Consider the following 12,748-nt stretch of genomic DNA (forward strand, 5'->3'; position numbering starts at 1 on the left):
CATACGCCACACAACGGAGAGATGGCTGAGTGGTTGAAAGCACCGGTCTTGAAAACCGGCGTACGTTAATAGCGTACCTAGGGTTCAAATCCCTATCTCTCCGCCACTTATTCTTAGAAAAAAGCCTTTGATTATCAAAGGCTTTTTTCGTATCTGAAGCATAGAAAAGTCACCTAACACAGATAGGTGATACATATGTATTTGATAAAATTGGCTTCTGGCGTGTACTACACACGTATTGCCACCCCTGTTTTTCTACAAAACTCCCATGACTATCCAAAGGAAGTTCGCTTCTCTTTGCTCACCAAAACGCGTCGTGAAGCGATTAAACGCAACACTCGTTTAGCCAGTGCTATCTGCTCTCTCTTCGACAGAGCACTAAATGGCATGCACAACGCCTTGGTCATTTTCTTGCTCACTTTTCATCATCGCGAACGTTCAATTACGATCTGATTGCATTTATTAGATTCCACTCTATTTTGTGAGATCCAAGTCATATAAAAATGACACACTTCCGACTATACCCTTTAGGAACCTCTACAACAAAAGGGATAAATATGGATAGGACCACCATACTTGTATATGACACATTGATGGATCTCACTAAGACCGCGCCAGATGAACACGCTAAAATTCGTCAGAACCTATACGATCAACTTAACTTGCCATTTAACAAGCAACTGACGTTATACGCACAAGTTCTGGCCCCAGCGAGCTCAGGAAAACTTGAAGACAGTAGCGATATTGATAACGCGCTAAGCATTGCAATGAGAGTAATTGAAACACCTGAGCATTAAGTCATTCATCATTTTCGCTTTGCTGTCGCATGATTTAAGCGTTCATTAGCCACATCTCTAAAATCAATATAAGAGTCCATGATGGCTTCATTGACTCTTATCTTATCAAAGCAAAAGCTCGCTTAATCCGTATCGCATTGTGACCCTGTCTGCCATATGCGCCAGTTCCCGATATTTAAATGATTCTCCGCCGTGTTTACTTAAGTAAGTTAGGAAGCAAAGAATAAGTTGCCCATCAGACAAACATAAGCCCTTACTGCGACAAATGTACCGATAATTTGTCCCTGTCGTTTGCGATGTAAAAAAGCCCGCTAATGAGTCGGCGGGCTTTTTCATTTCTGAGCGACTTAAAAAATCACTGAGTTACTTCTTCATAAGATAACTAGCAACAGCTTGATACGCTGGCAATGACGTTGGATCTATCTTTGAGTTTGCGGCCGAAGGAAAAGATGAGAATCGTACAATAACCATTTCAGCGGTCGGATCGACGTATATTGTCTGCCCATGAACACCACGAGCAGCGAAAGCACCATGCTCGTTGTGCATAACCCACCACATACTGCGATAACTGCCGCCTTCAAGTGTTTTGTACCCAGCCTTTGCAAACGCTTTTTTATCTCCACCGGCCTGTATGTTTGTTACCACCTTTTTGGGGAACAGCTGTTGGCCATTGATTTCTCCACCGTTCAACATCAATAGACCAATTCGTCCTAGGTCACGTAGACCAGCACTAAGACCACCACCCGCGAAAGGAACACCCTTGGCATCCACCGTCATGTACCCATCTTGCTCTGCACCCATTTTTAACCAGATCCGCTCTGACAGTAAGGTCGCCATATCCTTTCCAGTGACTTTGGATATGATCCAACCTAAAGTGTCCGAATTAACGGTTTTGTAGCCGAAAGCCTCACCATGACTAATAGTGTCCTTTTTAACCGTTTTCAGATACTCAAAGTAACCGTTAGGGCCATCATAATCTTTTGCTTTTGGCAACGGGCTCGCAGCCTTTGAATAAACCCAGATATCTGCGTTTGGATCAGCATAGTCCTCACTGTACTTGAGCGAAGTAGTCATATCCATGACTTGCCTTACCGTGGCACTAGCAAACGCACTCCCTTTGAGGTCTGGGACAATCGTCTCGACTTTCGCATTAGGATCCAATTTTCCTTCGACAACAAGAATTTCAGCAAGCAGACCAGTGAGGGACTTGGTCATCGACATCGCGGCGTGCTTTCCCATATCGTTAAGACAGCCAGAATAGGTCTCGTATACAATCTTACCCTTGTGAAGAATGAGCATACCATCAGTATAATTAGCCGATAACGAATCTTTCCAACTCATTGTTTTTTCGCTACCTAATGGTTTGAACTTCACCTCATCGATAGCGCTATCCAGAGCATAGGTCATTGGAACCGGCGCGCCTATTCCGCGACTGACTTCTTTCGTCGGCATCAATTCACGAATATGACAAACAGTCCAGCGCATCTTTGGAAAACTGAAAAAGTCTGACTCTGGCTGCATAATGAGCTTATCATCAGGGACTGGAAATCCCTGCATCCAACCAAGCTTGACAGGGTTGGATTCGCTAGCGCTCAGAACAGGCGCCCCCTCCCCACTCGCTGAGATGAATGGGGAAAAAGTAGCGGCCAATGCTGCGAGGGTGGTCGCAGCTTTAGTAGTTGAAGACGACATTAATGAATCCTCCTTTCCAATTTGGGGCATATCCTCCTGCGGCACTTTTTATGCCCTCACCAGGAATTGAGATGCTTAATCCTGCGGTTAGATAAATGTTAGGGGTAACAATACGATTGTATTCAATAAAAAAATCATCCGATAGGTGCGCATTTGTAACGCCAGATACCACGGTTGATAGCCCATCAGAAAAATCTAACCTGGTGGCTTGTCCAAACTGTAACGGACTTCGAAGTACAGCCGCACGTACATGTGCATAACGCAATGTAACAGTATCTCGCATTGTTGGCATGATTCTAAAGCTCAGGTTATGTGACATTACGTTCGAGTTGATAAACACCATTGCGGACTTTGAACCTGTAGCCCAAGTGCTTGGTGAGCCATCGTAATAAAGTGGGTCGAAGCGTTCAATACGAGTGGTGTTTGGGTCATCACCCGAGAAGATCTGATAAGAGTAGCCTAAAGTAGGTTGCCACGAGTCGTCCGATAACGTGTATTCGGACTTGATACGCCCCCCCCAAGCACGAAGGTCAATGCGGTCGTTCCACTCATAGGCGAGGTCTAGCGCTAAACTTAAGTTGCTCAACGCACCGTCGAAACCATCCATTTTCCCATAGAAATTAAGCGCGTTCAGTTTAGCGCGCGCGTTAGGAATAATTATGGGAGCTCCGTTGCCGCCTGGTGCAGCCTTGGGATAAGCCGCGTCAGATTTAAGAACATGAATATAGCTAAGTCCAGCATACTCACCTTGTTCTCCATCCCAACGCAAGTCTAACCCATTGAGTAAGTTTTTAGTGTCATTGGAAGGTAGTTCATTTGGAGCCATGTAGAAGGCCGTTGTTGTGATGCCTCTTCCGGTCAACTTTGCAATAGCGGCTTTTTCCCATGCTTCTCGCGGACCGAACTTCAATGCGCCACGCTCAAAACCATCGGAGCCACCATTGGCTATCAACATTCCCGTCCCAAGTTTGAGTATTCTAGGCCCAAGCGAAACCTCTAAATTCCAATCACTAGAAAAGTTGGTCCGATAACCGAGGTAGAGCTCCTCTGGAGTGACTTTACCTGTGTTGCTTGCATCGAACGCGTCCGTTCCTGCGGTATAAGACCCGACTGCCGAGATCTTTCCGAACCAAGCGGATTCTGATGCGAAACGTCGCTCAAAACTGATGCCGGGCTCAGTATAAACTTCTAACCATTTTTCGTTTGCATTGTATTCCGTGTTTCCAGTTGCCAACTCTGCAAGGTCCCAAAAGAGGTTACGCTCAGCCACTGCGTTCACACCAAATTGAAAGTGCCCACGAACAGTCAACTGTTTAGTGTCAACAAACAACATGGGATCTGACACTGTCGATTCCGTTGCTATCGCAGGCGGACTGAGTAGTATTTCTGTCGCCATCACAAAGAATAAAAGTGGCTGACATACTATTTTGCTCTTACGAAATACAGAGGGATTACGCCAGAAACTTGCGCTATAGGGGTATTGATTATTGAGCATCCAGTGCATTCATTTTCCTTACAAAACAATAATTTGAATTAAGTGAAAAACGATATACCTATGACCTGAAGCGGTTGACTAAATTCTATAAATGGCTCATACGAAAACTATCATGTCCTTTCTTCCATTAGCCCTTACCTCTCAGTATCATATCTAGCGAGTATGAGAAGTCGGTTTACATCCCTTTTTTATCTTACATCTCAAGTAATAGCACAAGAATGATTTATAAGGCAAAGTTATAGCTTATCAGTTAGCCTTACATCAGCGCATTTCGCCCTACCTTAATTACGCTTAAAAAGCGTCCGTGATAACTTTATGGCTTTTTCTTATTGACGCGTTGTGACGCACATTCCGACAAAGCCCAAGAATGCCCTTGTTAGTTGAAGTTGTTTGGTAATCATTGTTATAACTAGGCGTATATAAATCATGGAAGATACACAATGCCTATTCATTTTCAGCAACTTGCAGCAAAAGGGAGTGCCTCTGCGCTCTCGATCGAATCCTGGCTCATCGACACTGGACACTCTTGGGGCATATTCAGCTCAGAGGGAGACATCGGCTCTTTACTCGGTGATTTAATCTGTGGCGAAATCAAACCCGAATCTGGCGTACTCGCTATCAAGGGTTTCCGTGTAGCACAGGTTTCGTTATCAGAGCAGCAACGCTTGCTCGAACAAGAAATTGAAAAAGATGACTCTGATTTTTTAGATAGAATTGACCAAGGTAGCAGCGTATACCAGCTCGTTTTTGATGTCTGTCAGGATGAGGCATTGGCTCTCCAACTGCTCGATGAACTTGACCTTGTACACCTTAAGTCAAGTGGATTTCGCGTGCTATCAACAGGTGAAACACGACGATTAATGCTGGCAAGGGCACTCGCCACCAAACCCAACCTCGTACTATTAGACAATCCCTTTGCTGGTTTAGATATCGCGCACCGTGCTTCATTGGCTGCCTACCTAGAATCTCTGTCCAAATCAGTGCAGATGCTGATCACCTTCTCTCGAGAAACAGACATGCCTGTTTGGATAGATCGCATTGCGCTATTCAACAACGGCAAACTCGACAGCACGATGGACAAAGCAAGTTGGGATAAGCACCCAATTATTGCTCAAATTAAATCTCAGTCTGAAAAACAGAGTGAAGAGATGATAAGCCTGATCCGTCACCACCAGCACTCAACGCATTTTGATAACCCACTATTCAAACTGGAGAACGGCAAAGTCGAGTATATCGATAAAACCATTTTTACCGATCTCAACTGGCGTATCGACAAAGGCAAACACTGGCAAGTAAAAGGACCAAATGGCTGCGGAAAGAGTACCTTACTGGGTCTAATATTTGGTGATCACCCGCAGTGCTACAGCAACAACATTCACATTTTTGGTAAAAAGCGTGGCAGCGGTGAAAGCATTTGGGAGATAAAGCAACACATCGGCATGGTCTCTTCTGTTTTGCATTTACAATATCGAGTAAATTGCACTGCGCTAGAAGTCATTCTTTCTGGTTTCTATGACTCAATCGGCTTGTACTCGAAACCGAGTAAGAAAGAGATCAATATAGCTAAAGAATGGCTAGCGATTTTACATATGACTCAATACGACAAAACGCCATTTAAACAATTGGAATATGGGCAACAACGCCTACTTTTAATCGCTCGTGCAATCGTCAAGCAACCTACCCTACTGATTCTGGATGAGCCATACCAAGGTTTAGATTACTTAGGCCGTATTTTAGTGAAAAATACACTGGAGTTGATCGCGAAAGAAAACCTGAGTCAGCTCCTCTATGTTTCTCACTATCAAGAAGATGCGTTATCTAGTATTCGTAACTTTTTAGAGTTTAAATATGACAAGGATACAGGGGCTTATAAAGGCTACATTACATCCCAATAAACTGAACATGGCTGACGCCAGATATCGAATCAAACAATGAGATCGCTTGATTCGTTTCTTGTTTTTCTCATTTTCAACCGTTTGCTACCTAGACTAACCGCACGATAACACCTCTGATTAAGCAAACGAGTGCGGTTCGTTTCTAGGGATTCGTTTTCATTTCCCACTTTCTCATTTTATGAGAATATCCTGATTTAATTATTTTCCTTTTCTCAGCAACTAAGAATTATAGTTGTTGCATACTCATTATCACGTTACAACACTCTCATGACGATAAACAAAGCCAACGCTAATCAGGTAAATGAAAAGGCGCTGCAGTTGCTAATGCAAGTTGCGGTTAGCTCATTCCCAGTCTCAGCAAAAACGCTCAGTGAACAACTGAACGTGCCTCTTAGTAGTCTTTATCGGCACTTAAAACTACTAAAAGAGTGGAACCTGATAGAGGAAAGCGTACACGATAAAACCTTTGTCGTCGGCCCGGCGGCTTTACTATTGATGCACAGCTACGAAACTGCGCAACATGGCCTAGATATGGTCGAAACCATTTTGGCTCGATTAGTTCAGCAGACCGGTGAAATGGCAGCCTATATGGTGCCATCAGGTTATCGTGCACTTTGTGTCAGACAAAAAGAGAGTATGCAGGCGCTTCGATGCAGCTATGTCCAAGGACAAAGTCAACCATTGCTTCGTGGTGCCTCATCTAAAGTGATGTTGGCTTTCATGCCTCAAAGCCGTTGTGAGAAAATTTTACGCCATTTTGGCCAAGATCATCGCCTCAGCGATTGGGAGCAGGAGCTCAACATCATAAGAAAAAACGGATACGCGGTTAGTACATCAGAAATCGACCCGGGGGTTTCAGGCATCAGCGCACCAGTCATGAAAGGAAGTAAATTGATTGGAGCGGTCTCAGTGATGGCCCCGGCTCACCGAGTCGAAAAAGACAAACAACGTATTATTTTACATGTGTTGCAGGCAGCAAGGGCGTTGCCACCAGAAAGGTAATTCATCATGTTGAGCTTTTTCAAACGCTACAAACTTCATCGAGAAAAAAAACAGATTCACCACTACCCTTTTTCATTTATGACGGTATGTGAACGCATAACACCGATGACTAATAACGCGTTTGAATTAGCGGACCAGAGCCTAGAAAATGCCAGTGACTGGCTATACCAACAGCATGATCAAAATTGCGCGGCTAACCTAGGCCACTTTTCCCATAAGCAGATCGAGCAAGGATACTTCCAAGAAGCGCTGAGTCTTTCACTCTCGCGCCATTCCATCCCTGTCATATTGTCCAACTGTACCGAAGCTATTCTCTCTATGCTACCGATTGTGGTATCTGACCAAGATGAGATTGGCATCATCAATATCGGGCATAAAATGAACCTTAAGCCAACGCTTGAGCCTTGCCTTGGTTCTGCTTATCACTTTGCCCTATCACGATATCAAAATGTTCGCCTGTTTTTCGCAGGCGTCAGTACACAACACACCAAGCAGTCAACGTTGGAATATGCAGAAGATCAAGGATGTGACTGGGTAACCGATCGTGAGTTTACTTTTCGTCACCGCAATCATTTAAAGCAGCAGATAGCCAACTACCTTGATCACTGTGACAGTGCAATCATTACCATCGATCTTGCCTCGTTACTGGTCAAAAGTAACCTAGATGGAGCCCCTGCTCTCGACTTGCAAATGATGCTTAGAACTATTCGTCTCTGCTTAGTATCCGGGAAGGTAAAAACGATTCAGCTCGTTGGAGATAGTGAGCACCTTGTGTACTCAAAGCAAACCAAGGCGATTTTGGAAGAGCTGTACCAAATGGCGCCGCTGATTGATCATGCCGCTTAACACTTTCTAAATTGAGCAAAAGTCGGCACACTCCGTGCCGACTCCAAAAATACATACTTTAGAACGACTTCCAGCCAGATAAATAGACCATAAATGCGACGCAGATCCATCAACAACTATTGAGCTCAGATCTCGTTTGAGCTCTAATACCCTAAAAAATCAAATAGTTTAACGTTCTGTAAATAAAATGTTTTTTCAATAGATGAGCTAGCAAGATAGCCCCACCCCCACTGTTTCATATTTCGAGTGTTTTACTCACCTTTGCTTGATGCCATTACGTTTCATCAGATTTAGGACTGTTGAGGATGTGTAAATACACTCTTACTGCGTTTTTCGCTCTTTTTTCGATTGTCGCTCATGCGACAGTTTATGATTTGGCAACGATCAATGCTGGGGATAGCGTCGAGTTTTGCCCTTACCCTATGCGTGTTGACCCGCCTGAAAATGCTCTCTATGACAAAGTCTACTTATGTACCGCTGCGATTACCCTAAAATCAGGTGACATTGTCATCAACTCAGCAGATAACAAGTCACTATTAAGATCCTCGCACGGTATGAACTTGCATGGAAAAAATGTTATTGGCTCTGCTGATATTCCTATCAGTCTTGATTCACAGTTCGACCCGGTCATTTTTTCAAACAAAGCCGATGAATACTCTATTGTTTACGGCGATGTACTAGCTGCCTATTCGATTTCTTTACAGAATACACTCATCGATGGGGCTGTTACATCTAAAGGCATGCAAATTGACACCAGCGGTCAATATAATGTGGTAAATGGGCCCATTTACGCTAAACAACATATTACGCTTGAGAACACCGCTGTTTGTGGCAGAGCTGAATCTGAAGGTGGTTCCTTATATACAAAGTCTGCTTCCAACTTAATTGTAGGCGAAATCGCAACCAAGCAAGATGTTGAACTCCAAAATACGGAAGTCTTTGGTTTTATTGACTCAGATGGTGCCAGTGTAAAGTTAGACTCGAGTTTCGTATATGCGAATAATAAGGCTATTGACGTATTTCAAACGGCAAGTGCCGTCAACGGTAGTGGCGTTGTGTGTGGGGATATAAATGCCTATAGCATTGATAGTGCCATCACACGTTATTGTGGTATTAACGACCCAAGTTGCTCATACGCTTCTAGTACCTGCCCAGAGATAGAGGGACCCGTGTGTGAAATTAAACTACCCACTGACGATGACTTTGATTTAGTGGTCACTCCAACAGACGACATGGCATTAATGTGCGGGGACACTCTGCCACAATTTGCCGTTGCAACCAACAACAACGGGGAACCCGCTCGTGCGAAAATAACCGCAGCCCTCTCTCACCCTCGTCTATTTACGCTAAAAATGATAGAGGGGGAACGAGATGGCGACAGCTACCTTTCAACTAGCGAGGGGGCATTATTACTGGAAGTCATTCCAAATAATATTGATCAACTGGAACTTGGGGAGAACTACACCCTAACCTTCACCATGGCGGATGATCTTGAGAAAACCCAAACGGTCAGGTTCATGTTTAAACCGTTCATGTTTGAGGCCTATTCAAAAGACTCTGGCGCATCGGGTGATGAGATAATCGTCGTGGCAGGTAAATCACAAATCGTCAATACGCGTCTTTTAGCTTGCTCAGCAACCGGAGAGCAAATAATCGCGACAAACTATGATGGCGTGCCAACAGTGACCAACAAAGTCATCAAACCAGCCAAGGGGCAGAACGGTCATTTCGCATACTCCGCGGATTTTACTGATGGCGTATCAAGTCATGGCCTGATTACGAATGAATCCGGTTTATTCAACGTCAAATTGTCCGACACTTTTGCTTGTGAAGGCTATCAAGAGTGTCCAGAAGAAGGTACGGTAAAGGTCAGCGGTACGTTTGATGTGAAATCACGCCCATGGACTTTAGCGATTTGTGATGGCTCGCATCCCCTTACCTCTGGCACTGCGGATTCCGGAGAGGGCTTTATTGCGGCTGGCGAAGAGTTTTCTGTCACCGTTAAACCGATTATCTGGCAATCCGGAGGCTCACTGGCAGGCCCTGTCGACACTCACCGCTACTGCAATGCAGAGGTCACCCGTAACTTTATGCTGGAGGATGCGCCTGCTGCGAGCATTGTGCTTTCTAGCCAACAGGAAACACCCATTCAGACCGCTGCGGGTCAGAGTAGATTGCTAAAAAGCACGCATGGGTTGGTAAAATCACACACTGATACTACTGACAACGCGTACACTTTTTCCCAACTCTATTGGGAAGAAGTCGGTAGCTTGCGTGTTAAAACAAATCTAAGTGGTCAATATTTGGGATTGACCGTTAACGAGGGTTACCGCGATATTGGTCGTTTTTATGCGAAATACTTTAAGGCACACAATGTCCACTGGACCTACCCTACCAATCAAGATTTTGTCTATATGAATCAACTATTAGAAAAGATCTCTTATGACGTCGTGGCTCTGAACGCAAAAAATCAAAATATCCTCAATTACATTCATTTTACACCTCATTTACGTGAGCACTTTAACTTGGGAGAGTTAAGCAGTTATAGCGACCGCTTTATCCCACCTCGTTCAACTCAAGGGGAATGGAATAAGGTCGGTAACGCAAGCATTGGAACGTTTACCGTTGCCAAAGCCGCATCGAGCGCAACATGCTTGAATAGCCCTTGTTGGGAGAAAGACGAAACCGATGGGCAATATCCAGATGGCCCGTTTAACCATGCGAATAACGTGTCTGTAAGTAAAATTGGTTTAACGTACGACGAGACTAATGTCGTTGATACGATCCATTTTTTTGATGGTCAACACGTGTTCGATAAACAACCTGATGTGCGCTTTGGTCGACTCAATTTTAAAGATGTTGGTGGTAACCAAGGGATGACGATCCGTGTACCGCTTGACGTTGAGGTTTGGAAAAATGGTCGGTTTGTTACTCACTTCAATGATAATGCGACAACGGTCAATGGTGAGCATTATACCCGTACACCAATTTGGTCAAACTCCTCAGCGGACAACACCCTTCTCACCGGCAGTGGCACTATGCTAGCAGGCCGAACTTATGGCATTGTCGCCAATCAAATTGATTCTGCACGGGAGCAAGTTCGTTTCCATCTTGATTTAAGCATCGCTGGGAACAATTTACCTTGGCTCAAATATAACTGGGATAAAAACAGCATTGAGGAAGATAACCCGCCGACCGTTGTCACGTTTGGCATTCACCGAGGCAATGACCGAATTATCTATCGAGGTGAACCGAACTTTATAGGTATGACCCGCTAAACTAGAGCCCCTGTAACCAACGCTGCAGAGATGGCATGGCTAGTCCACACTTTGTTGTCGGCTTACCAGATAAAGCGAATGCTTTTCACGGCAATCAATGACCGTCAGAAGTAGCGTTAGGAATACGCCTCTCATTTGTAAGAGGCGTAGATATTTTATGAAAACCGCCTCAGTCCCAATGTGACATAGATAGTGACTCAGCCTCTTCCACGAGTTGTACGCCATCCTCAGCTAAAAGATATCGATTGAGAACTAAATAGATTACGGCACTGCGAACCTTGTTCACATAATCCTCTTTGCTAGGGTAGCGCTGGGCAAGTTCTTCAGATGAAAATGGCTCAAACGTCCCTCCATTAGCAAAGAATATTCCGCCACCTCCCGCATAGGTGAAATCGATTCCTCCATACTTTCCTAGCGGCCCTCCCACACTAGTCAATAAACTCTGTTCGAAGGTCGTGGACATATGAGGTAAACGAATACCTCTGTCTGCGCTTCCATCACCATTTTCATCCGCTGTATAGATATCCCCACCGCTCCAACTCATCGCCGTAGCATCATTTCTTAAATCCAAAAATGACACTGGTGCAGCGTGCACAGGAGATGAGTGCATAAGTCGGCTCTTGGCTGGTGTCACCCCATGTTTAACCTGTAAATACAGGTTCCAAAATGACGCTCTGACAGCAGGAACGACAGAAATAGGGTTTTGCTTAAAATCAAGCCCTAAACCACCAAATAAAATATCAAATGGTAAAAAATTGGCGTCAATGTGAGCGAGACCAGCATAATCATAAATAGTAAGGGACTCGGAAGGCTGCCTTAATGCCCCGCGGCCTAAAGAGAGTTCAATCTCACTTTGAGTGTTAAATGCTACAGTCGGGACATGCTTCTTCGGTGGTTCCGTACAATCTCGGTAAAGCCAAGGAAAGTCGGCGTCTTGAAGTGATCGACAAATGCCTCCGGCAACGCCCAAAAACAGGCCATCAAAGATAGGATCCGACGGTTTGCCATTGAGCTCCATGGTTAACATATCCGCAAGTAATTTCCCAGTTTGAGACCAACCAAAGCCGATGGTCTGATGGATTTTACAAGCACGTATTGAGGGAAGGTGCTTGGTAAGTTTTCCTTTGCGAATCGCTTCAGAAAACGCTTGCAAGACGATATATCCATCTGTGCTTCGCTCCATATAACCGTTTGAAATATGGTCAATAACATTTTTATTCCACTGGATACCGAAATAAGTAAAACTCTGGCCAGTGCTTCTACCAGAGATTATGTCTTCCCCTAGGAACAATTGAGCAAAGTTAAGTGGTGTATAGCCAAGGGGAGTAATAGGGAATTCAAATAGTACGCTATTAACGACATCGATTATGGCCGTGTTATTACACTTTCCCCTAGGCACTAACGCTGTAATAGGAACCGTAAAGTAACCTTGAGAGCCATCGGGACGAACAAAGTCAGACGAAAAATCAGCACTAATTTGGAAATAAGGCTTATCGACCAAATTGGTCTCATTAATATCAATATTTGAAAATGGCGAATTTGCGTAAACTGAAAAAGTGAGTGCATAACACAGACACACTGCGTATTTCATGAGGGTTGATCGTTTCATAGCGGCACTCCTATACTGAGAACGCTCTTTGTTAATGACATAGTTATCACTAACAGTCTAGTTGAGTCATTGGTTGGCGCAATACGCTGACGGCCTACCCTGATGGCATCACTAAACTGCAACCTGAACGATTC

General features: G+C 44.4%; 9 protein-coding genes and 1 tRNA gene. 7 read left to right on the forward strand and 3 right to left on the reverse strand.

Annotated features, from left to right (window positions below; all coding sequences use genetic code 11):
- The first annotated feature begins 15 nt into the window (after nucleotides 1–15).
- The 3 genes from AK966_RS08650 (at nucleotide 16) to AK966_RS08660 (ending at nucleotide 797) form a co-directional block, all read left to right on the forward strand.
- Nucleotides 16–106 (forward strand) — tRNA-Ser (locus AK966_RS08650).
- Between the two features lie 89 nt (nucleotides 107–195).
- The gene (locus AK966_RS08655; protein ID WP_259343748.1) at nucleotides 196–453 is read left to right on the forward strand and encodes a DUF6538 domain-containing protein; all 258 of its coding nucleotides are present in this window, start codon (nucleotides 196–198) and stop codon (nucleotides 451–453) included.
- A 104-nt stretch (nucleotides 454–557) separates the two neighbouring features.
- Nucleotides 558–797, forward strand: a complete 240-nt coding sequence (locus AK966_RS08660) for a PAS factor family protein (RefSeq protein ID WP_099080687.1) — start codon at nucleotides 558–560, stop codon at nucleotides 795–797.
- 363 nt (nucleotides 798–1,160) lie between these two features.
- Here AK966_RS08660 and AK966_RS08665 read toward each other — a convergent pair whose 3' ends face one another.
- Both AK966_RS08665 and AK966_RS08670 read right to left on the reverse strand, forming a co-directional pair.
- Nucleotides 1,161–2,489: a serine hydrolase gene (locus AK966_RS08665; protein WP_099080686.1), complete on the reverse strand. Its 1,329-nt coding sequence runs from the start codon at nucleotides 2,487–2,489 to the stop codon at nucleotides 1,161–1,163.
- The gene (locus AK966_RS08670) at nucleotides 2,470–3,993 is read right to left on the reverse strand and encodes an alginate export family protein (RefSeq protein WP_220473349.1); all 1,524 of its coding nucleotides are present in this window, start codon (nucleotides 3,991–3,993) and stop codon (nucleotides 2,470–2,472) included. The genes AK966_RS08665 and AK966_RS08670 overlap by 20 nt, the downstream gene beginning before the upstream one ends.
- A gap of 431 nt (nucleotides 3,994–4,424) precedes the next feature.
- Here AK966_RS08670 and AK966_RS08675 point away from each other — a divergent pair, with 431 nt between their 5' ends.
- The 4 genes from AK966_RS08675 (at nucleotide 4,425) to AK966_RS08690 (ending at nucleotide 11,005) form a co-directional block, all read left to right on the forward strand.
- Nucleotides 4,425–5,879: an ATP-binding cassette domain-containing protein gene (locus tag AK966_RS08675; RefSeq protein WP_119463956.1), complete on the forward strand. Its 1,455-nt coding sequence runs from the start codon at nucleotides 4,425–4,427 to the stop codon at nucleotides 5,877–5,879.
- A gap of 267 nt (nucleotides 5,880–6,146) precedes the next feature.
- Nucleotides 6,147–6,881 (forward strand): IclR family transcriptional regulator, encoded by a 735-nt coding sequence (locus AK966_RS08680; protein WP_099080684.1) that lies wholly within the window; start codon nucleotides 6,147–6,149, stop codon nucleotides 6,879–6,881.
- A gap of 6 nt (nucleotides 6,882–6,887) precedes the next feature.
- Nucleotides 6,888–7,727 (forward strand): arginase, encoded by an 840-nt coding sequence (locus AK966_RS08685; RefSeq protein WP_099080683.1) that lies wholly within the window; start codon nucleotides 6,888–6,890, stop codon nucleotides 7,725–7,727.
- A gap of 305 nt (nucleotides 7,728–8,032) precedes the next feature.
- Complete coding sequence (locus AK966_RS08690) at nucleotides 8,033–11,005, forward strand: DUF6701 domain-containing protein (RefSeq protein ID WP_119463957.1); 2,973 nt, start codon at nucleotides 8,033–8,035, stop codon at nucleotides 11,003–11,005.
- Between the two features lie 169 nt (nucleotides 11,006–11,174).
- On the opposite strand, the gene AK966_RS08695 is transcribed toward AK966_RS08690, so the two are convergent.
- On the reverse strand, nucleotides 11,175–12,614 hold the full coding sequence (locus tag AK966_RS08695; RefSeq protein WP_119463958.1) for an alpha/beta hydrolase domain-containing protein: 1,440 nt from the start codon (nucleotides 12,612–12,614) through the stop codon (nucleotides 11,175–11,177).
- Nucleotides 12,615–12,748 lie beyond the last annotated feature (134 nt).

This window comes from Vibrio sp. PID23_8 (assembly GCF_003584965.1).
GTDB lineage: Bacteria > Pseudomonadota > Gammaproteobacteria > Enterobacterales > Vibrionaceae > Vibrio.